The 19439-nt window shown below is 61.8% G+C and carries 22 protein-coding genes; 11 read left to right on the forward strand and 11 right to left on the reverse strand.

Features of this window, described 5'->3' with window-relative positions; genetic code table 11:
• Positions 1-205: 205 nt before the first annotated feature.
• Positions 206-1222 carry a UDP-glucose 4-epimerase GalE gene (galE, locus tag J2Y41_RS12260; protein WP_309928677.1) on the reverse strand — a complete coding sequence of 339 codons (1017 nt, stop codon included), beginning with the start codon at positions 1220-1222 and terminating at the stop codon, positions 206-208.
• Positions 1223-1302: 80 nt separating this feature from the next.
• On the opposite strand from galE, the gene J2Y41_RS12265 reads away from it, so the two are divergent.
• Both J2Y41_RS12265 and J2Y41_RS12270 read left to right on the forward strand, forming a co-directional pair.
• Complete coding sequence (locus J2Y41_RS12265; protein ID WP_309928678.1) at positions 1303-1929, forward strand: TetR family transcriptional regulator C-terminal domain-containing protein; 627 nt, start codon at positions 1303-1305, stop codon at positions 1927-1929.
• Positions 1930-2106: 177 nt separating this feature from the next.
• Complete coding sequence (locus tag J2Y41_RS12270) at positions 2107-2718, forward strand: hypothetical protein (protein ID WP_309928679.1); 612 nt, start codon at positions 2107-2109, stop codon at positions 2716-2718.
• 29 nt (positions 2719-2747) lie between these two features.
• On the opposite strand, the gene J2Y41_RS12275 is transcribed toward J2Y41_RS12270, so the two are convergent.
• Positions 2748-3590 (reverse strand): hypothetical protein, encoded by an 843-nt coding sequence (locus J2Y41_RS12275; protein WP_309928680.1) that lies wholly within the window; start codon positions 3588-3590, stop codon positions 2748-2750.
• Between the two features lie 13 nt (positions 3591-3603).
• The gene (gene dapD, locus J2Y41_RS12280) at positions 3604-4617 is read right to left on the reverse strand and encodes a 2,3,4,5-tetrahydropyridine-2,6-dicarboxylate N-succinyltransferase (RefSeq protein WP_224088202.1); all 1014 of its coding nucleotides are present in this window, start codon (positions 4615-4617) and stop codon (positions 3604-3606) included.
• 107 nt (positions 4618-4724) lie between these two features.
• Between dapD and dapE the strand changes: the two genes are divergently transcribed.
• Positions 4725-5849, forward strand: coding sequence for a succinyl-diaminopimelate desuccinylase (gene dapE, locus J2Y41_RS12285; RefSeq protein ID WP_309928681.1), 1125 nt, complete (start codon positions 4725-4727; stop codon positions 5847-5849).
• Between the two features lie 96 nt (positions 5850-5945).
• On the opposite strand, the gene J2Y41_RS12290 is transcribed toward dapE, so the two are convergent.
• The 4 genes from J2Y41_RS12290 to J2Y41_RS12305 all read right to left on the reverse strand — a co-directional run bounded on the left by J2Y41_RS12290 (position 5946) and on the right by J2Y41_RS12305 (position 9266).
• Positions 5946-6809 (reverse strand): amino acid ABC transporter permease, encoded by an 864-nt coding sequence (locus tag J2Y41_RS12290; RefSeq protein ID WP_224164863.1) that lies wholly within the window; start codon positions 6807-6809, stop codon positions 5946-5948.
• On the reverse strand, positions 6806-7456 hold the full coding sequence (locus J2Y41_RS12295) for an amino acid ABC transporter permease (RefSeq protein ID WP_223933760.1): 651 nt from the start codon (positions 7454-7456) through the stop codon (positions 6806-6808). Before J2Y41_RS12295 ends, J2Y41_RS12290 begins: the two co-directional genes overlap by 4 nt.
• Before the next feature lie 96 nt (positions 7457-7552).
• Entirely contained in the window at positions 7553-8434 is an 882-nt protein-coding gene (locus J2Y41_RS12300; RefSeq protein WP_224164861.1) for a glutamate ABC transporter substrate-binding protein, read from the reverse strand.
• 76 nt (positions 8435-8510) lie between these two features.
• Entirely contained in the window at positions 8511-9266 is a 756-nt protein-coding gene (locus J2Y41_RS12305; protein ID WP_216924118.1) for an amino acid ABC transporter ATP-binding protein, read from the reverse strand.
• 163 nt (positions 9267-9429) lie between these two features.
• Between J2Y41_RS12305 and J2Y41_RS12310 the strand changes: the two genes are divergently transcribed.
• The 4 genes from J2Y41_RS12310 to J2Y41_RS12325 all read left to right on the forward strand — a co-directional run bounded on the left by J2Y41_RS12310 (position 9430) and on the right by J2Y41_RS12325 (position 12297).
• The gene (locus tag J2Y41_RS12310) at positions 9430-10269 is read left to right on the forward strand and encodes a TIGR00730 family Rossman fold protein (RefSeq protein WP_309928682.1); all 840 of its coding nucleotides are present in this window, start codon (positions 9430-9432) and stop codon (positions 10267-10269) included.
• 18 nt (positions 10270-10287) lie between these two features.
• Entirely contained in the window at positions 10288-10629 is a 342-nt protein-coding gene (locus J2Y41_RS12315) for a DivIVA domain-containing protein (protein WP_309928683.1), read from the forward strand.
• Positions 10630-10709: 80 nt separating this feature from the next.
• Entirely contained in the window at positions 10710-11900 is a 1191-nt protein-coding gene (locus J2Y41_RS12320) for a hypothetical protein (protein ID WP_309929124.1), read from the forward strand.
• A 229-nt stretch (positions 11901-12129) separates the two neighbouring features.
• Entirely contained in the window at positions 12130-12297 is a 168-nt protein-coding gene (locus tag J2Y41_RS12325) for a DUF3117 domain-containing protein (RefSeq protein WP_064721643.1), read from the forward strand.
• A gap of 123 nt (positions 12298-12420) precedes the next feature.
• Here the strand turns inward: J2Y41_RS12325 and J2Y41_RS12330 are convergent, their stop codons facing one another.
• A complete protein-coding gene (locus J2Y41_RS12330; RefSeq protein ID WP_224088197.1) occupies positions 12421-13053 on the reverse strand; it encodes an O-methyltransferase in 633 nt (210 codons plus the stop codon).
• A 236-nt stretch (positions 13054-13289) separates the two neighbouring features.
• Here J2Y41_RS12330 and sigE point away from each other — a divergent pair, with 236 nt between their 5' ends.
• The 3 genes from sigE to J2Y41_RS12345 are packed head-to-tail and all read left to right on the forward strand — an operon-like array spanning position 13290 to position 15307.
• Positions 13290-13913, forward strand: coding sequence for an RNA polymerase sigma factor SigE (sigE, locus tag J2Y41_RS12335; protein ID WP_309928685.1), 624 nt, complete (start codon positions 13290-13292; stop codon positions 13911-13913).
• A gap of 7 nt (positions 13914-13920) precedes the next feature.
• On the forward strand, positions 13921-14877 hold the full coding sequence (locus J2Y41_RS12340; RefSeq protein WP_309928686.1) for a hypothetical protein: 957 nt from the start codon (positions 13921-13923) through the stop codon (positions 14875-14877).
• Positions 14878-14908: 31 nt separating this feature from the next.
• Positions 14909-15307 carry a Sec-independent protein translocase TatB gene (locus tag J2Y41_RS12345; RefSeq protein WP_224088194.1) on the forward strand — a complete coding sequence of 133 codons (399 nt, stop codon included), beginning with the start codon at positions 14909-14911 and terminating at the stop codon, positions 15305-15307.
• 31 nt (positions 15308-15338) lie between these two features.
• Here J2Y41_RS12345 and J2Y41_RS12350 read toward each other — a convergent pair whose 3' ends face one another.
• Genes J2Y41_RS12350 through J2Y41_RS12360 form a run of 3 tightly spaced genes read right to left on the reverse strand, consistent with a single transcriptional unit; the run spans position 15339 to position 18468 of the window.
• Complete coding sequence (locus J2Y41_RS12350; protein ID WP_309928688.1) at positions 15339-16466, reverse strand: Mrp/NBP35 family ATP-binding protein; 1128 nt, start codon at positions 16464-16466, stop codon at positions 15339-15341.
• Between the two features lie 3 nt (positions 16467-16469).
• Positions 16470-17195, reverse strand: coding sequence for a DUF1003 domain-containing protein (locus tag J2Y41_RS12355; protein ID WP_224088193.1), 726 nt, complete (start codon positions 17193-17195; stop codon positions 16470-16472).
• Positions 17188-18468 carry a magnesium transporter MgtE N-terminal domain-containing protein gene (locus J2Y41_RS12360; protein ID WP_224164857.1) on the reverse strand — a complete coding sequence of 427 codons (1281 nt, stop codon included), beginning with the start codon at positions 18466-18468 and terminating at the stop codon, positions 17188-17190. Before J2Y41_RS12360 ends, J2Y41_RS12355 begins: the two co-directional genes overlap by 8 nt.
• A gap of 76 nt (positions 18469-18544) precedes the next feature.
• On the opposite strand from J2Y41_RS12360, the gene J2Y41_RS12365 reads away from it, so the two are divergent.
• Positions 18545-19366 carry a general stress protein gene (locus tag J2Y41_RS12365; protein WP_309928691.1) on the forward strand — a complete coding sequence of 274 codons (822 nt, stop codon included), beginning with the start codon at positions 18545-18547 and terminating at the stop codon, positions 19364-19366.
• Positions 19367-19439 lie beyond the last annotated feature (73 nt).

Genomic DNA, 19439 nt, shown 5'->3' on the forward strand with positions numbered 1-19439 from the left:
CGCCCTCACTCCGGGGCGCGGCCGCCCCCCCCCCCCCGCTCTTTTTTTGCGGCGCTACACCCCACAACACCCCGCGCCGGCCCCCCCCCCCCCGGCGGGGGGGGGGCGCCCGCCGTCGTTGGTTCCGCCTGTGATAAAGCAACGCGGGGTCACTTAGGGCCCATAAAGCAGGCCGAAATGGGCCCTAAGTGACCCCGCGTTGCTATTAGGAAGGGTTGTACCCGTAGGGGTTGTTCTTCTGCCAGCGCCAGTGGTCCTCGCACATCTGGTCCACCGTCTTCGTGGTGGACCATCCGAGGTCTGCGAGGGCGGAAGAAGCATCAGCCCAGAAGGCGGGGAGATCGCCGGCGCGGCGGTCGGTGATCTCGTATGGAATCGGCCGGCCTACGGCCTTCTCGAAGGAACGCAGGACCTCCAGAACGGACGAACCGCGACCCGAGCCAAGGTTCCAGCGGCGGACTCCCGCCCGGTCAGCGATGAAGTTCAGTGCCGCTACGTGGCCTTCAGCGAGATCCACGACGTGGATGTAGTCGCGCTGGGCTGTTCCATCGGGGGTGTCATAGTCGCCACCGAAAACCATCAGCTTCTCGCGGCGTCCCACGGCAACCTGGGCGATGAAGGGGACAAGGTTGTTGGGGATGCCCTGGGGGTCCTCGCCGATGCGTCCGGACGGGTGCGCGCCAACCGGGTTGAAGTAGCGCAGCAGTGCGATATGCCAGCGGTCGTCCGCATTGCCCAGGTCCGAGAGGATGTCCTCGATCTGTTCCTTGGTGCGGCCGTACGGGTTGTTGGCCCCGATTTCCATCTTCTCGATGTAGGGGATGGGATTGTGCTCGCCATAGACGGTTGCGGAGGAGCTGAACACGATGGAACGGACGTTGTGCTTGTCCATGGCCCGGAGCAGGTTCAGGGTCCCCACGATGTTGTTGTAGTAGTACGCCAATGGCTCCTGAACGGATTCGCCCACGGCTTTGAGTCCTGCGAAATGGATCACGGCGTCGATCTGGTGCTGGTCGAACACGGCCTCGACGGCGGGCTCGTCCACCAGGTCGACCTTGTGGAAGGCCGCTGTCTTGCCAGTGAGCTCGGAAACCCGGCGCAGGGACTCTTCGCTGGAGTTCACAAGGTTATCGAGCACGACGACGTCATGGCCGGCTTCCTGAAGGGACAGAACGGTGTGTGAACCGATGTAGCCGGTGCCACCCGTGACAAGAATTTTCATGGTGTCTACGCTATCGGAAATCGGAGCCACGCCGCTCAGTGTTGAGCGGTGTTGAAGCACGTTCGTGCTAAAAAATACTGGTGCCCAAAATTGTTGATGCCGAAGTCCGGCGCCAGGAAGTTGTCCAAGCTGTCTTCAGGATCATCGCAAGCGACGGTTTGGAGCGGGCATCCCTTCGTGAAGTAGCTGACGAAGCCGGGCTGGCCGTCGGCTCAGTGCGGCACTATTTTGCCAGCAGCGACGAGCTACTCGCGTTCTCCTTTGCCTCCGTCATCGACCGCATCAGCGCCCGGCTGGAGTCAGCTTTTCTTGCCGTTGAAAGCGAAAGCCCGGGCAGCGCCGGGCAGCACGCCGCGGTGTTGAACCTCTTGGGTCAGTTCCTTCCCTTGGACGAAGAGCTCGCTATGGACGCCTGCGTTTGGATGGCCTTCCGCCACGCTGCGCGAATCAAACCCGCCCTGGCTGCCGAGGCCGAACGTAGCCACCGCGCAGTCGCTGCCATTGTGGGACGCCTCATCATGCTGCTGAGCCCCGGCGAGGCCGCAGCCCGGCAAAGCCTCGTCACAGAGGCTGAGCGGCTCCTGGCCACCATGGACGGCCTTTGCATGCACGCCCTGCTCCAGCCGGAATGGATGACGGCCGAGATGTGCAGTGACGTCCTCACGGCTCATCTCGCGGCTTTCGCTCCGGCGCCGGCCACGCAATAGACTGACCGGCCACGCCATAGGCAGTCCAGCCACGCCATTGACTGTCCCGGCGTCCCGCGGATGTCCGCAGGAGGACCAATGTGCCGCCCGGCAAGCAGTGCGTCCCGCACCGTTACCGTAGCAAGCCAACGGGAATAGACTGGGACATGTCGGGAACCTGCCAAGGGAGGAATTCGGATGCATGAGTCAGGCGGCCCGGGATGGCGCATCACCATGGACACGTCCGGGCCGATGCTCATCGCCCTGTACTTGCGCGATGTAGCTGGACTCGACGGTGCCGGAAAGCCGTTGCTGTCGCACGCTGCTCCCAAGGTCCGCCATGCCGACCATAGTCACCTCACCTCGGATGTGGGCGGAATCAACGCCCTGAAAACCGAGTGGGAGGCCTGGTGGGAAAAGCTCGTGAAGACCTATCCCGACCCCGCACTTGAGCTCGCGCCACCCAGTTTCAAGGCCTTCGGCAATTCGCCTGCCCTCCAGCGTGTCCTGCAGGCACACTTTGGCTCAGCTTTGGGATGGGCAACGGACAGGATCGATGAATACGCCAAGATCGAGGCGGAGCGTGAAGCCAACGGGGTCACGGGAGTCCTGGACGAGATGGTGGAGGACCGGCTTTTGGAAGTCGGGCGTAGTTCGCGGGACTTTGATCTCACCATCATCGAGTTGCCGCTCAACGAACCCCGTGCCTGGTACTTGGAGCCCAGCACCATGATCATGAGCCACAAGCTGCTGTCCGAGCCCGATGTCTTCCGCAGTTATGTCCAGCCTGTGGTGGAGATACTGGCCTAGGTAACGGCTTTGCACCCCCTATGTACCAGTTAGGTAGTGGGTGCCGAGACCGTGATGGTCACTGACTCAGACGGTGCCGCCGAAGCAATCCACCCGCTGCGTTTTTCCCTGTTCCACGTCTGGCCGCCAACATCCACTTGCGTGATGGAGAGGGACTTGGCATTGGCCACTGCCCAATGGGCAACTGCCCACGCTTGCGTACCGGTGATATCCAGTTGCACCGAGCGGCCCTGGACTGTGGCGCGCTGGGGGCCGAACGCCGTCGTCAGTTCTTCCACGACGGCGGCAGGGTCACCAGCTGCTTCAGGCATCCGGAGTTCACAGGTCAGCGCGGATTCGGAATGACCGGTGAGGGCGGAAGCGAAGGCGCGCCCCATGTTCTCGTGCTGGGCGTAGGCCCGGGGGAACGCGGAGCGCTGGACCTGCTGGGCTGCCTGGGTAATTTCCATGGTCTCGTAACCGGGAATTTTGATGAGGCCGTTATAGAAGGCGTTTGTCGCATAGACGGGGTCCAAGACCTGTGCCTCGGTTCCCCAGCCTTGCGATGGCCTCTGCTGGAACAACCCCCGGGAATCAGGTCCTGCATCGTCACCATAATTGATGTTCCGTAGCTTGGATTCCTGCATCGCGGTGGCCAGGGCGATGCTTGCAGCCCTTGGTGGAAGTCCGCGCTGTACGGAGATAGCCGTGATGAGCGAGGCGTTGGCCGCCTGGTCGGTAGCCAACTCGTAGCTTTCGGAACCCATGACGGCGAGGCAGCGCTCCGAGACCAGGGTCTCGGAGCGCTGCAGTATGGCAACTATCGCGTAGATAGCACCGGCCGCGAGGGCCAGCGCAAGCACCGCAACAATGGCGCGGCGGAACCGGCGCATTGCTTGTCTTCTGCTAGTTGGCGTGGAGTGCCTCGTTCAACTCCACGGTCTGGCCCTTGCGGGGCAGGACTTCCACGCCACCGGTTGTGGAGTTGCGGCGGAACAGCAGGTTGGGAACACCGGAAAGCTCGACGGCCTTGATGATCTTGCTGGTATCTTCGCCGTTCTCATCCTTGGGACCAGGCACACGGACGCGGGTGCCGGCGGTGACGTAGAGGCCGGCTTCCACCACGGAATCGTCGCCGATGCTGATGCCGACGCCGGAGTTTGCACCAAGCAGAACGCGCTCGCCCAAGGCAATCTTTTCCTTGCCTCCGCCGGAGAGCGTACCCATGATGGAGGCGCCGCCACCGACGTCCGTGCCGTCACCGGCCACCACTCCAGCGGAGATGCGGCCTTCCACCATGGACGTGCCGAGGGTTCCGGCGTTGAAATTCACGAAGCCTTCATGCATCACAGTGGTGCCCTCAGCGAGGTGCGCACCCAAACGGACGCGGTCAGCGTCGGCGATCCGCACGCCTGTGGGGACCACGTAGTCAACCATGCGCGGGAACTTGTCAACGCCGTAAACCACGACGTTGCCGCGCTTACGCAGGCGCGCACGCGTCATTTCAAAACCTTCGACGGCGGCTGGACCGAAGTTGGTCCATACGACGTTGGGGAGCTTGCCGAAGACGCCATCCAGATTGATGCTGTTGGGCTTGACCAAGCGGTGCGAAAGGAGGTGAAGACGCAGGTAAGCATCGGCGGTGTCGGCCGGCGCGGCGTCGAGGTCGATCTGGGCGAAGACCACTTTTTGCTCGGTACCGCGATCGGCGTCTTTGCCGTCGTCGGCCAGGGCGGTGAGTGCGGGATCGGCATTCTCGACGTCGCGAAGGGTTTCAGCGGCTACACCCAGGGCAGGCGCCGGGTACCAGACATCCAGCACGGTTGCTTCCCCGGAAGGCGAGGTTGCGATGGTGGCGAGGCCGAATCCGTAGGCTGATCGGTGGTTTGCGGGCACAGCAGAGGAAGCAGTTTCAGTCATGGCCCCAGTGTATCGACCGCCCATGGCACGGCTGAAACCCGTCTCACCCCGGGGTAGGTCGCATTTGTTGCCCGAAACACAGCGGCCCGGAGCGTTAAGGTGGAGTGGTGACCCTTAACCCTGCCCCCGCCCTGCTGGACCTGCGCCAGGACGTCGCCTTGCTGACCGCCGCGCTCATCGATATCAACAGTGTCTCCGGCAACGAGACTACGCTCGCCGATCTCGTCGAGGCCGGCCTGCGCGCCATCCCCGAATACACCGTGGTGCGCGACGGCGACGCCATCATTGCCCGAACCGAACTTGGCCGCTCCGAGCGCGTCATCCTCGCTGGACATTTGGACACCGTGCCACTGCCCACAGTGGAAGGCTCATTGGGCACCGTTCCGGCGACGTGGGAGTCGGGCATCCCCGGGGAGGGTGTGCTTTATGGCCGCGGGACTACCGACATGAAGGGCGGCGTTGCCGTGCAGCTCGCACTCGCGGCGACCCTGTTCGACGACGGCAAGGAGCCGGACAAGGATGTCACCTTTGTCTTCTACGACCACGAGGAAGTGGAGGCAGTCAAGAGTGGCCTGGGCAGGCTGGGCCGCAACCATGGCGACCTGCTCCTGGGGGACTTCGCCATTCTCCTCGAGCCCACACACGGCACAGTTGAAGGGGGCTGCAACGGAACCAGCCGATTCGAAGCGACCACCATCGGCGAAGCGGCCCACTCCGCCCGTGCGTGGATGGGAAGCAACGCCATCCACGCTGCTGCACCAATCCTCGCCCGCCTCGCAGCCTATGAGCCGCGGACCATCAACGTGGACGGCCTCGACTATCGGGAGAGCCTCAATGCGGTCAGGATCAATGGCGGCACGGCAGGCAACGTCATCCCGGACCGCTGCGTCGTAGAGATCAACTACCGCTTCGCTCCGGACAAGACGCCGGACCAGGCTGAGGCCCACGTGCGGGAGCTCCTGGAGGGATTCGACGTCGTCCGTACGGACGCTGCTGCCGGCGCCCGGCCCGGACTGAACCACCCTGCAGCTGCGTCTTTCGTGGCCGCAGTCGGCGCGGAACCAAAGCCCAAATACGGTTGGACCGACGTCGCGCGTTTCAGTGAGCTGGGCATCCCGGCCGTGAACTTCGGACCCGGGGATCCGTTGCTGGCGCACAAGGACAATGAACACGTCGACGCCGGTGCCGTCCGGGAATGCCTTCGTGTTCTCCGGTCGTGGCTGGTTCGCTAAGGTCCAAATGCACTCTGCAAGCACATAAAAAGAAGGTCCGCAGCCGAATGAACGGCTGCGGACCTTCTTTTCATGACTAACGGAATGTTCCCGGTTCTACTTCGCTTCAGATCCCGGGACGTTTACCTCAAGGTCAACGGTCTTGATGGCCGAAGCCATACCTCCTGCGGCCTTCTTGGAGCCACGCCTTTCGATCCAGATCGCAAGTCGGGAAACTGACAGGTTGATCAGGATGTAGATCGCGGCGCCAACGAAGAAGGCGGAGAACAGCAGGCTGGGTTCCAGGTCCGAGATCAGCTTCACCTTACGCAGCAGTTCCTCGTAGGCCACGATGTAGCCAAGCGAGGTGTCCTTGAGGAGGACGACCAACTGTGCAATGAGTGAGGGGAGCATGCGGCGGATTGCCTGGGGGAACTCGATGCTCATCCTGGACTGGAAGCTGCGCAGGCCAATGGCCAAACCTGCCTCGCGTTGTCCCTTGGGAAGTGACTGTATGCCTGCCCTCAGAATTTCGGCAAAGATCGCCGCGTTGTAGAGGACCAGGCCGCTGACAACTGCTATGAAGGGGCTGGTGGCGAACACCAGCAGCACGAAGAGGATCATGAGCACCACTGGCATACCGCGGAGGAACTCAAGGACCACCTGCGTGGGCACCCGGATCCACGAGATCAGCGAGATACGGAGCAAACACAGTGCGACTCCGAGGGGGAAGGCAATGACGGCTGCAATGCCGGCTGCCTGCAGGGTGGCAAGGACGCCGTAGCCGAGCTGCGTCCATACGTCCTTTGCAGACTCGTTAACAAAGACTTCCCAACGGGAGGCGTTGAATATGCCCTGCGAAGACAGGATGACAATGGCTCCCACCACGCCACCGGCAATGATGATGGACCCGACAACTGAACCAATGAGGGAAACGCGGCGGGCCTTGGGGCCTGGTACGTCATAGAGAACCGAAGTCATCGGGCAATCGCCACCTTTTTCTCGACGAAGTGGGCCAACAAGCCCAGGGGCACTGTGATCAGCAGGTAGAAGAATGCCACACCGATCAAGATCCACATGACTGCGTCACCATGGCTGTTTGACAACTGCAGGCCGTAGCCGAAGAGCTCCAGGACAAAGAAGGCACCCGCCACGGATGAGTTCTTGACCAGCGCAATCATGATGTTGATCAACGGGGGTACAACGGTGCGAACGGCCTGGGGCAGGACCACCAGGCCCAAAACCTGCGTGAACGTCATGCCAATGCTGCGGGCTGCCTCGGCCTGTCCGACCGGGACGCTGTTGACGCCGGATCGCACAGCTTCAGCAACAAATGCTGCGGTGTAACTGCTCAACGCGATGATGGCGGCCACTTCAAATTGTTCAAACTTGACGCCAAGCCGGGGAAGCACGATTGCGGAGAAAAAGAAAATAATTGTGAGTGGGGTGTTTCTGGCGACTTCAACATAAAACGTGCTGAAGCCCCGTAAGGCTGCCACGGGCGAGACACGCATTGCGGCGAGCAGAGTACCTGCTGCCAGCGCGATCACGCCGGACACGACGGCTAGAAACAGGGTTCGGAGAAATCCGTCCCAATATTGGGGGAGGCTTTCGAAGATGGCGTCCATTGGCTTCCTTCGGCTGCTGCGGAAAGGTAGGGAGTCCTCAAGGTCGGTGGCTGCCGCCCTTCCCCCGAGGGGAGGGCGGCAGCCACCGGCTTCCGACTAGTAACGGTCGATCTTGGGCAGCTCAGGAGCGGTCTTGATGACCTTTCCTGCTGTTGCTTCCCAAGCCTTCTTGTAGGTGCCGTCCTTGGCGAATTCCTCCAACTGGTCATTGATCCAGTTGCGGAAGACCGTGTCGTCCTTCTTCAGGCCGATGCCGTAAGGCTCTTTTGTGAAGGTTTGGTCCGAAGCGAGCTTGAAGGCGTCCGGTTCCTTGTCAACGTAACCGGCGAGGATCACGTTGTCCGTGGTGACGGCGACAACCTGCTTGTTGCGCAACGGCTCCAGGCAAGCGGTGTAGTTGGCGGCCGGAACCAGTTCGGCGCCGTACTTTTCAACGATGGTCTTGGCTGGCGTGGAACCCGTAACAGAGCAGACCTTCTTGCCCTTCACGTCTTCGGGCTTGGTGATGGAGTTGTCGTCCTTGTTCACCAACAAAGCCTGGCCGGCTTCGTAGTACGGACCCGCGAAGGCGACCTTCTGCTTGCGAGCATCGTTGATCGTGTAGGTGGCAATGACGATGTCAACGCGGCCCTGCTCGATGAACGGTTCACGGTTGGCGGAAACAGTTTCAACCCATTCGATCTTGTCAGGTTCAATGCCGAGCTTGGCGGCGATGGCCTTGCCGATTTCGACGTCGAAGCCGACAGGCTTGCCGTCAAGGCCCTTCTGGCCGAACAGCGGCTGGTCAAACTTGGTACCAATGGTGATCTTCTTGGCCTGGTTCAACTTCGCCATCGTGGTACCGGCCTCGAAGCTCGCCGAGGCAACAGGCGGAGTGGTGGTGCCACTGCCTCCACCACAGGCGCTCAGCGAGAGGGCCAGTGCAGCCGAAGCGGCCACCAGGAGAGATTTCCTCCGGGTAATAAAAGCCTTCTTCATGACATTCCTTTCATTGGTTGGCCGTCGTACGGCCTGGGTGCGGTCCGTGCGGGCCTGGATGCGGGTCAGCAGGGAGCTAGTGGGTCAGAAGCTTGGACAGGAAGTCCTTGGCGCGGTTGCTCTGCGGATTGGTGAAGAATTCCTCGGGTGTTGAATCTTCCACGATCTGGCCATCGGCCATGAACACGACGCGGTCGGCTGCCTTGCGGGCAAAGCCCATCTCGTGGGTAACCACGATCATGGTCATGCCTTCCTTTGCCAACTGGATCATGACGTCCAGGACCTCATTGATCATTTCGGGGTCCAGAGCCGAGGTTGGCTCGTCGAACAACATCACCTTGGGCTTCATGGCAAGTGCGCGGGCAATGGCCACACGCTGTTGCTGGCCACCGGAGAGCTGCGCGGGGAGCTTGGGAGCCTGGTGGCCGACGCCGACACGTTCCAGGAGGGCCATGGCCTCCCTTTCCGCCGTGCCCTTGGCGACGCCCTTCACCTTGATCGGTCCCAGCGTGACGTTCTCAAGGATCGTCTTGTGGGCGAACAGGTTGAAGGACTGAAAGACCATCCCCACGTCTGCACGCAGGTGGGCGAGTTCCTTGCCTTCTTCCGGGAGCTTCTTCCCGTCGATCGCGATGTCGCCGTCGTCGATCGTTTCCAAACGGTTGATGGCACGGCACAACGTGGACTTTCCGGAGCCGGATGGCCCGATGACCACGACGACTTCACCCTTCCGAACCTGGAGGTTGATGTCTTTGAGAACGTGCAATTGACCGTAGTGTTTGTTGACGCTGTTCAGGGAGACGAGCGCATCGCCGGACACTTGAGTAGTCATAGGACGAATCTAGCGAACAAAGACACAATTATGACCACGGTCACGGCAAGTTCCTCCAGATCGTGACTGAACAGAAACCTGCCCTCCAGCGATATACCAGACTGCAATGCAAGAACCGCGTCGTAGCGTCTTCGCTTGCATTCATCCGCGCTAGCCTTGGGCAATGAGCATTAGCCAGCACCCGATTCCCGGCCCCGACGCGAATGGCCACGTCGCGGGCGTCCATGTGCCCCTGCCTTCGGAGATTCCACCGGCCAAGCACAAGGGTCCTTTGGAACTGCGACGCAAACAGGCAGACACGGGAATGTCCGATCAGCATTTGCTGGACACGAGCGGTGCCGGGCAATTCATCCACACCGATCCCTGGCGCGTCCTGAGGATTCAGAGCGAATTCGTTGAGGGCTTTGGGGCCTTGGCCGATATTGGTCCGGCGGTCAGTGTTTTCGGTTCTGCCCGTACCAAACCGGGAACCGAGTACTACGAGATGGCAGTGGATGTAGGACGCAAGCTCGCCGAAGCCGGGGTCGCAGTGATCACCGGCGGCGGTCCGGGCTCCATGGAAGCCGCCAACAAGGGTGCTGTTGAGGGCAACGGCGTATCCGTCGGGCTGGGCATTGAGTTGCCGTTCGAGCAGGGCTTGAACCAGTGGGTGGACCTGGGCATCAACTTCCGGTACTTCTTCGCCCGCAAGACCATGTTCGTGAAATACGCCCAGGGCTTCGTCGTCTTGCCCGGCGGACTTGGAACCCTGGACGAGCTGTTCGAGGCAATGGTCCTGGTACAGACACGAAAGGTGACATCGTTCCCGATCGTGCTGCTGGGTGTCCGCTTCTGGGGTCCAATGATTGAGTGGATCCGGGACACTTTGGTTGCTGAAGGGATGGTGTCCGAAAAGGACCTGGACCTGATCCAACTGGTGGATGACCCTGCCGATGCCGTCCACCGAGTCTTGCACGGTGCTCCGCTTCCGGCCACCACCAATGGAAACCAGCGCCCGGAGTAGGCGGCTGTTTCTGGCACGATGGTGGCTGTGAGCTTTTTCCTGGTGTTTGTCGCGATTGTCCTCATTGGTGCCGCATTGTATTTTGGGGCCGCCATCATCCGTGGCGGCTCCGTCGGAGCGGGCCTGGATGACCCGGTGCCCAACTTGCCTCCGGTGCTGCTCCCGGAGAAGGCTGCAGCCACAGACATCGACGCCGTGCGCTTTGCACTGGGGCTGCGCGGTTACCGCATGGACCAGGTGGACCAGGTCCTTGATGAGCTACGGGACCAACTGGTGGCCAAGGACCGTGAGATCGAGAGACTCAGCGCGTTGGTCCAATCAAAGCTTGAGGATGGCGGCGCCCAGCGGACCACGCCGTGAGTACAACTCCACGTATCCGTTTTGGCGGGGAAGGACCTACTGCCCGCCTGTCGCGCGGTATCTCCGCCGCGGGAGCCCGGATGGCACAGTGGCCGTGGTGGCTGCAGGTTTCGTTGGTTTTTGTGGTGGCCCGGGTGGTCAGTGCCTGCATCTTTATGGCGGCTGCCGTTCATCAGGGAGTGAATCCTTGGTTCCCGCCCGCCCCCGACTACTGGAACTTCATCACTATCTGGGATGGGCGCTGGTATTCCCAGGCAGCGGACAACGGCTACCCCTCCGTGCTCCCGGTGGATGCCAACGGGGTAGTCAAGGAGAACGCCTGGGCCTTTTATGCCCTGTTCCCGTTTCTTGGACGGGGACTCTCCGCCATTACGGGACTCGGGACTCTTCAGGCCCTCACTGCCATAGCCATGGTTGCGGGCCTCGGTGCTGCCTTGGTGATCTTCAAACTATTCAGGGAAGCAGCCAGCCGGCGCACTGCGATGTGGGGCGTCATCTTCGTGTCCACATTCCCGGTGTCCCCAATTCTCCAGGTGCCCTACGCAGAATCCCTGAACCTCCTGCTGCTGTCCGGCTCATTGCTTCTGGTGGTCCGGCGACGCTACGTGGCAGCCATACCTGTAGTGCTGTTGACGTGTTTGTCCAGGCCCACGGGAGTCCCCTTCGCTGCCATGCTGGGCCTCCTCCTGGTTTGGCGGCTCTGGCAGCGCTTCAGGCCATCAGAAAATGGTGACCAGCCCCGGGCAATGGCTTCGTCCGCGCCGGAACTCCTGTCCCTGGGCACCCTGGTGCTGGCAACGGGACTCGGAGCCCTGGCCTGGCCGGCCATAGCCTGGGCAGTTACGGGGGACCCCAGCGCCTATACGCGGACGGAAACTGCCTGGCGAGGACACGACCTGGTGCCTTTCAAGCCGTGGTTCGATACCGGACGGATGCTGTTCGGTCCGGTTCTTGGCGTGTTGGCGCCCTTCGTTTTCGTCGCCTTGTTCGTGCTGCTGATGATTTCAAAGCCTGTTCGCGCACTGGGAACGGAAATGCGCCTTTGGTGCGCCTGCTACATGGGTTACTTGCTGGTATTCCTGCATCCCCAGACCAGTACTTTCCGGATGTTGCTTCCTCTTTTCCCGCTTGCCCTCGGTGCGGCGCTGCTGTCCAGGTCCAAGGCATACAGGGGAACCGTCGTCGTCATGTTTGTCCTCCTCCAGATCGTCTGGGTGGTTTGGCTTTGGGCCTGGGCGCCATTGCCTGGAGGCGGAGACTATCCGCCATAACCGGACCGCCCGCTGTCGGGAAGTGTGTTTGTTCCGTGTGGGGGTAATTAGTCCATTGATTCGCTACGGAGCAGTAAGTACGGGATAATGGAATACGAGCAAGGACAAAAGCACCTAAAAGTGCCCGGCCAAGGCGGCCTCCCAAGCGGTGCCGCCGGCTGCAATTGCGAAGCGGATCCAGCCCGGCCGGGTTGGGCGTGACTTGGGACAAATGGAGGGGATTTTCCTAATGGCGGCTATGAAACCACGTACTGGCGACGGCCCTATGGAAGTAACCAAAGAGGGACGCAGCCTGATCATGCGTGTGCCGCTCGAAGGCGGAGGACGGCTTGTAGTCGAGCTCAATGCCGCGGAGGCGGAGAACCTCAAGGAATGCCTCGTAGGTGTTACCGAATAGATTCATAGGCAGGCTGGATTCAAAAGACCAGGGCCCGGCGGGAGCCGGAGCCCTGCTTTTGTTTAAGCAGCAGCGTGTTTCTTGGGGGCCGTTCTTTAAGAATGTCCGCTAAATGGCAATTGCCTATTTTTTGACAGCCACCAGAAGTCCGTCGCCGGTGGGAAGCATCGCAGAGGCCAGGCGGTCGTCGTCGCGAATGGATTTGCCAACTTGCCGAAGAACCACAGTGGTGGCGTCGCGGGCTGCCGGATTTGAGACGCGGTCCTTATCCAAGGCGTCGTTGATCACCAGGGTGCCACCGGTCTTGAGCAACCGGACAGCCTGTTCAACGTAGCGGGGAAAGTTCGGCTTGTCGGCGTCGATGAAAACAAGGTCATAGGCGGAGTCCGTGAGGCGTGGGAGGACGTCGGCGGCCCTTCCTGAGATGGTCCGGGTACGGTTGGCGGGGCTGCCCGACTCCAGGAAGGCTTCGCGGGCGGCCTTGAGGTGTTCGACATCGACGTCGATGGTGGTCAGGACGGCTTGTGGACCCAGGCCCCGCAACAGGCAAACGCCTGAGACCCCCGCGCCCGAACCAACCTCAACTACTGTCTGTGCCTTTGAAGCCGCGGCAAGGACTGTCAACACCGCGCCAACGCCGGGGCTGATGGGCTTGACTCCCAGCTCGAAGGACCTCTCCCGGGCGCGCAACAACACGTCATCTTCAGCAGGCAGATCTTCTGCATAGGACCAGCTGGTTGACTTGTCGGCACTCATGAAGGGTTCGCTTTCCGCGCGTAGGGGTGTCTGTACCAGCCTACTGTGTCCGGTGATCCAAACCCCCTGTTCGCACCCGTCCCGGGATTGTGTCTGCGGCAGGATTTCGCCTTGCGTGGAAAATGTGCCTTAGTCAGGAAATTCCCAGACAAACTTGGGATGATATTGATCCGGTCATCCACGTGGTGGGCGGCACCGGAGGAGTCCGGTGAACCACAGTTTGAGGGGAGTGGACGATGCCGGCATCGCATGCTGCGCCAGTCCAGACATCGGAGAGCCTTGAGGCCGTTACGGACTGGGTTGCGCCCAGCTGGGAGGACGTGGTCGCCAACCACTCCGCCAAGGTGTACCGCCTTGCCTACCGCCTGACCGGAAATAAGTTCGACGCCGAGGACCTCACCCAGGAGGTGTTTGTCAGGGTTTTCCGTTCGCTGGAAAACTTCAAGCCGGGCACCCTGGACGGGTGGCTGCACCGGATCACCACCAACCTTTTCCTGGACCAGGCACGTCGTAAGAGCCGGATCCGCTTTGACGCCCTCGCCGAGGACGCCGAGTCACGCCTGCCCGGCCGTGAGCCAGGCCCCGAGCAGAGCTTCGAACACAACAACCTGGACCTTGATGTCCAGCGTGCGTTGGAAGAACTGCCACCGGATTTCAGGGCTGCCGTTGTTCTGTGCGATCTTGAAGGATTGTCCTATGACGAGGTGGCGGAGGCGCTGGGCGTGAAGCTGGGCACCGTCAGGTCCCGTATCCACCGTGGCCGCACCATGCTGCGGGAGAAGCTCGCCCACCGTGACCCCCGTCCGGCTGAGGCCCGTAAGCCCCGCCTGAAGATGCCTCGCATCGCCAGCATTCTTTAGGTAGTCGATGCCTCGACGCCACATCCGTCCGGGTGCCCTGTCACGTCGCAAACTGGCTGCACGTTACAAACTGGCTACCCTGCGCCACACCCGGAACCCGGAGCACCTTCGGCATTGCCCGGAGTGCCGTGCTGCCCTGAACAGGGAGCGGCAGTATCTTGAACGGCTCCGCGGAGCAGCGGTGCCCGAAGCCAGCCAGGACCTGACCGCGCGTTTGCTCCAGCACACACAACGACTCGCGGATGAGCAGGCCGCGCCGGTCGCAAATCCACGGACCAGGCGTGGTGCATGGCGGGCCCTTCGAATCGCCGGCGTGGCCGCGGGCACTCTCACGGCAAGTGCAGGTGCGCTGGGCCTTGCCGCATATGCGGTGGCAGGAGATACCGCGCCGAAAGCAGCCATCGGTGCAGGCAACGGCGCTTCATCCCTTTCCAGTGCATTTACCGGCGGCCCCGCGGAGCTGATGATGACGTCGGAATCCGTCGCGACGCCGGACTTCCGCCCCACCGGGCCCGTGAATTTGAGTTCCGAACAGTTGGATGCCCTGCGGGACCAGGGATGGGCCTGTCCTGAACTTGGCGGTATGGGCTTCCACGTCGTAGCCGCCAAGGCCACCATGCATAACGGTCACCCGGCAGTGGAACTCCGGCTTGAAAGCAACGGCCATTACGCCACTGTCCTGGAAGAGCACCTGCAGGGTTCGGACATCGCCGTCACTGGACGCCCGGCATCGGCGCAACTCTCCCTCACGCAGGGGACGCCGTGGGAGGCTGTATACCGGACCTCCGCAGCAGTCCTCAGCTACTCGTCGGACCTCCCGGCTGATGTAGCCGACGACGCCGTTCCCGAGTTGGTTCGTGCAGGGGACTCCATGGTCAGCAACAAAGCTCCGCAAGCCTCCGAGACGTGGTCCGAACGGATGATCCGCGGCCTCCGGACACTGCTCCGTCCCGCTGGTTTATGACCGGCACCACAGACAAGGTAATCTTCGTAGCGTGCTTGGAATCAACGGCCCGGAGTTCATACTCCTTCTGATTATCGGCGTACTCGTCATCGGTCCCAGCCGTTTGCCCGAATACACTCAAAAGCTCGCAAACCTGGTGAAGGAAGTCCGCCGGATGGCCTCCGGGGCACGCGAGCAGATCAAGGAAGAAGTCGGCATCGACATCGATGAGGTCGACTGGAAGAAGTACGATCCCCGCCAATACGATCCGCGACGCATCATCAAGGATGCGTTGCTTGACGATGATTCCAAGCCCGTCAACGCAGGCGCGCCGGCTGCTGCGGCGACAGTTGCAGCCGCAGCAGTGGACACGAAGCCCAAGGCTCCGGCCCGCATCATTGAGCGGCTCGCCGAAGGCGAGGCCGCGCCTTTCGATACCGAAGCTACGTAAACTTTCCGGGTCTCTTTCGAAACGCGGTGGCTCAGCGCGGCTGGATCCCCAGCGGCATGCCGGACAATCCGCGCGGACGCGTTGCCAACATCCCTGCAATGCCTTCCAACGCCTTCGCAGCAGCAGTTTCGCCCGCGGCAAGGACTACAGGCTTTCCGGCGTCACCGCCCTCACGCAAGCGGATGTCCAAGGGAATCTGGCCGAGCAGGGGCACGTCGCTGCCCACAGCAACACTCAGACGCTCAGCGAGGACTGCACCGCCGCCGCTTCCGAACAATTCCATGCGACCGCCGTCGGGCATTTCCAGGAAGGACATGTTCTCGATGACGCCGGCAACCTTCTGGCCGGTTTGGGTTGCGATGGTTCCGGCCCGTTCGGCGACGTCCGCAGCGGCAGCCTGCGGGGTTGTTACCACGAGGATTTCGGCGTTCGGGAGGAGCTGGGCCACGGATATCGCGATATCGCCTGTTCCGGGAGGCAGGTCCAGGAACAGGGCGTCGAGGTCACCAAAGTAGACGTCCGTGAGGAACTGCTCCAAAGCGCGGTGCAGCATGGGACCACGCCACGCCACGGGCTGGTTTCCCGCAACGAACATGCCAATGGATATGACCTTCACCCCGTAGGCCACAGGAGGCAGGATCATGTCATCCACCTGCGTCGGTTTCTGCGTGATGCCCATGAGCCCCGGGACGGAGAAGCCGTGCACGTCAGCGTCCACGATACCCACCCGCAAGCCCTGTGCGGCCAGGGCACAGGCGAGGTTGACGGTGACGGAAGACTTACCTACGCCGCCTTTTCCGCTGGCCACTGCGTAGACCTTCGTCAAGGAGCCAGGCTTGGCAAATGGGATGCCCCGCTGGCCACCCGGACCGCGCAGTTGTTCCTTCAGGGCCTCGCGCTGGGCGGGGGTCATGACCTTCAGCTCCACGTCAACACCGGTGACGCCTGCGATGCCTGACAACGCAGTGGTCGCATCCGCCGTAATGGTGTCGCGGAGCGGGCAACCGGCGATCGTGAGCAGTACTGCTACATGGACGTTGCCGTCGTCGGTGGCTGACACCGACTCCACCATGCCAAGTTCGGTGATTGGACGCCGCAACTCGGGGTCGATGACGGTTGCCAGGGCAGCGTGAAGTGCCTCGGCCGATGGGGTGGTCATGGGTTACGCTCGGCTTTCAGGATTTTCGGTAGGGGCCGGCTTCGCGCTGGAGTGCTGGGGCCCTGGACGTTGCGGGCGTACTTTGGGGATCTGTTGCGTGCGTGGTCCACGCGACTTGTCCCGTTTCTCCTTGAGCTTCTCTTTGACCTTGTCGGCCGAAGACTCGTTGCCCTCTGCTGCCGCTTCGCTCTCCCGCAGTTCCTCCTGGGCATCGATGATGTCTTCCAGCAGGCTGCGGAGTTCGGCGCGGACGTAGTCGCGGGTGGCTACTTCACGGAGTGCGATTCGCAGGGAAGCCAGTTCACGGGTCAAGTATTCAGTGTCTGACAGGTTCCGCTCGGCCCGCTGGCGGTCCTGCTGCAGCGACACCCGGTCCCGGTCGTCCTGACGGTTCTGGGCCAGCAGCAGGAGCGGTGCCGCGTATGAAGCCTGCAGCGACAACATGAGCGTCAAGAGCGTGAAGCCGAGTTCCACGCGGTCGAACTGCCACTCCGTGGGCGCAAACGTATTCCATGCCAGCCAGAAGAGACAGAAGACCGTCATGTACACGAGGAACTGCGGCGTACCCATGAAGCGCGCAAAACCCTCCGTGGCATTGCCGAATGCGTCAGGGTTGGGGGAGAACTTGGGCAGTATGCGTTGACGCCCGCTCAGCGGCGTGTCCAGGCTGCCGGGACTGTTCGTACGTCCAGTGGACCTGGGGGATCGGGGGGCGTTGTTATCAGCCAATGCGGCCTCCGAGTTTCCTTATAGGGGCGTCGTCCTCGTGAGCGCGCCAGTCATCGGGCAACAGGTGATCCAACACGTCATCAACAGTCACCGCCCCCACAAGGCGGCCGTCGTCGTCGACGACGGGCAGGGAGTTCAGGTTGTATGTGGCCAGGGTCCGGGCTACTTCGCTGATGTGCGCCTGGTCCGACAACGGCTCAAGGTTCTTGTCAACAAGGTTTCCCAGCGGCTCCGGCGGAGGGAAGCGCAGGAGTTGTTGTATATGTACAACGCCCAGGAAGCGGCCGGTGGGCGTTTCCAGCGGAGGCCGTGTGATGAAGATGGAGGACGCCAACGCGGGGGAGAGTTCCTCGCGGCGGACATGGGCAAGTGCTTCGGCGACCGTGGCTTCAGGAGGAAGGATGACGGGCACAGGTGTCATGAGGCCACCTGCAGTGTCTTCGTCGTACTCCAGGAGACGCCGGACATCTTCGGCTTCCTGGGGCTCCATGAGCTGCAACAGTTCTTCCGCTTGGGCGGAGGGGAGTTCGGCGAGGAGGTCGGCGGCGTCGTCGGGATCCATCTCTTCCAGGACATCGGCGGCCCGTTCCACGTCCAGGGCGGACAGGATCTCCACCTGGTCGTCCTCGGGAAGCTCCTGGAGGACGTCTGCCAATCGTTCGTCCTGAAGTTCGCTTGCCACTTCAAAGCGGCGCTTGTCGCTCATCTCCTGCAGGGCTTCGGCGAAGTCGGCAGGCTTGAGGTCCTCGTGCGTGGCAACGAACTGTGTGGCGGCCTGGGGTTCGTTATGCCCGCCGGTCTGCGCGTCCGCCCAGTCAATGATCAGGGTTTCGTTGCGGCGGAGCCTGCTCAGGGGGGACAAGGAATGCCCGCGACGGACGAAGAGTTTGCTGACGAACCAGTCCTTGGACCGGTGCTGGTCCATCGCGATGTCCTCGATCGTTGCATCGCTGCCATCGGCAAGGGTGACGCGGCGATCAAACATTTCCGCTACCACCAGCGTTTCAGCGCCCCGTTGTTCGAAACGACGCAGGTTCACCAAGCCCGTGCAAATGATCTGGGTCTGGTCGATGGAGGTGATTCGCGTCATCGGTACGAAGACCCGCTTCTTGCCGGGCACTTCCACCACGATGCCTACGACATGCGGGGCGCCGCGGGTCCCCCGGGAGAGCACGACGACGTCGCGCAACCGGCCTAAACGATCGCCCAGGGGGTCGAAAACGTCCAAGCCGAGCAGACGCGCGACAAAGACGCGTGAGGGATGTGTGCTCATGTTTACAGGCTACCGAGTCTGCTCTCTTTTAGCTGAATTCCAGCCGCTTCACATCTACATGCGACACAATGGGGCTATGTCAAACATTTTTGGTGCTCCTAAAGCCGTTGAGGAGTCCCGCAGCGTACCCCAAGGCGACACTGTTGGCTCGTACACCTCATATTTGGATGCCCAAAAGGCGGTGGACTACCTCGCAGACCAGCAGTTCCCCGTGCACCTGGTGTCGATCGTGGGCAACGACCTCAAGATGGTGGAGCGGGTCACCGGGCGGCTGAGCTACCCACGCGTTGCCTTGTCCGGTGCTTTGAGCGGCATGTGGTTCGGCCTCTTCGTCGGCGTCATGCTCTCCTTCTTCACGCCCGCTGGCGGCACCTTCTCCATCATCACATCCGTGCTTATGGGTGCAGCTTTCTTCATGCTGTTCGGCATCGCCACGTACGCCACCCAGCGCGGCAAGCGCGACTTCACGTCCACAAGCCAGGTGGTCGCCACCAATTACGATGTCATTGTTGCCATCGAGGCAGCCCACGAAGCCCGCAGGTTGCTCCACCAATTGCCCATGAATTCCGCACAGGCTGCCACCGGGCAAGCACAAAATTACGGTCAGCCAAACGCGCCCTTCCAGCAGCCCGGCCAGGCCCCTGATCGTCCTGCCACCTGGAACGATCCCTATGGCCAGCGCGGACCGGAGCTCACCGAATCCGCTGCCTCTGGTGTGCAGGCTCCTGCTGCACAGCCAGTACAGAACCCGACGCCGTCACCCGTGCGCTATCCGGACCTGCCCGATGGCCGCCCCCAGTACGGTGTCCGGGTCACTGAGGGCCAGAATGCACCCCGGCCCGAGGAACACCGGCAAGAGGAACAGCGGCCCGGGGACGGCGATTCCCACAAGCAATAGTCGTATAAGAAGCACAAAGGGAAGGCCACCGGATGCATACATCCGGTGGCCTTCCTTTTGTTCTGATGTCGGC

This window comes from Arthrobacter sp. 1088 (assembly GCF_031455315.1).
GTDB lineage: Bacteria > Actinomycetota > Actinomycetes > Actinomycetales > Micrococcaceae > Arthrobacter.

Bases quoted from the DNA above. Each gene is read 5' to 3' on its own strand.
- galE (WP_309928677.1), bottom strand. From the start codon at position 1,222: ATGAAAATTCTTGTCACGGGTGGCACCGGCTACATCGGTTCACACACC.
- J2Y41_RS12270 (WP_309928679.1), top strand. From the start codon at position 2,107: ATGCATGAGTCAGGCGGCCCGGGATGGCGCATCACCATGGACACGTCC.
- J2Y41_RS12275 (WP_309928680.1), bottom strand. From the start codon at position 3,590: ATGCGCCGGTTCCGCCGCGCCATTGTTGCGGTGCTTGCGCTGGCCCTC.
- dapD (WP_224088202.1), bottom strand. From the start codon at position 4,617: ATGACTGAAACTGCTTCCTCTGCTGTGCCCGCAAACCACCGATCAGCC.
- J2Y41_RS12290 (WP_224164863.1), bottom strand. From the start codon at position 6,809: ATGACTTCGGTTCTCTATGACGTACCAGGCCCCAAGGCCCGCCGCGTT.
- J2Y41_RS12295 (WP_223933760.1), bottom strand. From the start codon at position 7,456: ATGGACGCCATCTTCGAAAGCCTCCCCCAATATTGGGACGGATTTCTC.
- J2Y41_RS12300 (WP_224164861.1), bottom strand. From the start codon at position 8,434: ATGAAGAAGGCTTTTATTACCCGGAGGAAATCTCTCCTGGTGGCCGCT.
- J2Y41_RS12305 (WP_216924118.1), bottom strand. From the start codon at position 9,266: ATGACTACTCAAGTGTCCGGCGATGCGCTCGTCTCCCTGAACAGCGTC.
- J2Y41_RS12310 (WP_309928682.1), top strand. From the start codon at position 9,430: ATGAGCATTAGCCAGCACCCGATTCCCGGCCCCGACGCGAATGGCCAC.
- J2Y41_RS12315 (WP_309928683.1), top strand. From the start codon at position 10,288: ATGGTGGCTGTGAGCTTTTTCCTGGTGTTTGTCGCGATTGTCCTCATT.
- J2Y41_RS12320 (WP_309929124.1), top strand. From the start codon at position 10,710: ATGGCACAGTGGCCGTGGTGGCTGCAGGTTTCGTTGGTTTTTGTGGTG.
- J2Y41_RS12325 (WP_064721643.1), top strand. From the start codon at position 12,130: ATGGCGGCTATGAAACCACGTACTGGCGACGGCCCTATGGAAGTAACC.
- J2Y41_RS12330 (WP_224088197.1), bottom strand. From the start codon at position 13,053: ATGAGTGCCGACAAGTCAACCAGCTGGTCCTATGCAGAAGATCTGCCT.
- sigE (WP_309928685.1), top strand. From the start codon at position 13,290: ATGCCGGCATCGCATGCTGCGCCAGTCCAGACATCGGAGAGCCTTGAG.
- J2Y41_RS12340 (WP_309928686.1), top strand. From the start codon at position 13,921: ATGCCTCGACGCCACATCCGTCCGGGTGCCCTGTCACGTCGCAAACTG.
- J2Y41_RS12350 (WP_309928688.1), bottom strand. From the start codon at position 16,466: ATGACCACCCCATCGGCCGAGGCACTTCACGCTGCCCTGGCAACCGTC.
- J2Y41_RS12360 (WP_224164857.1), bottom strand. From the start codon at position 18,468: ATGAGCACACATCCCTCACGCGTCTTTGTCGCGCGTCTGCTCGGCTTG.
- J2Y41_RS12365 (WP_309928691.1), top strand. From the start codon at position 18,545: ATGTCAAACATTTTTGGTGCTCCTAAAGCCGTTGAGGAGTCCCGCAGC.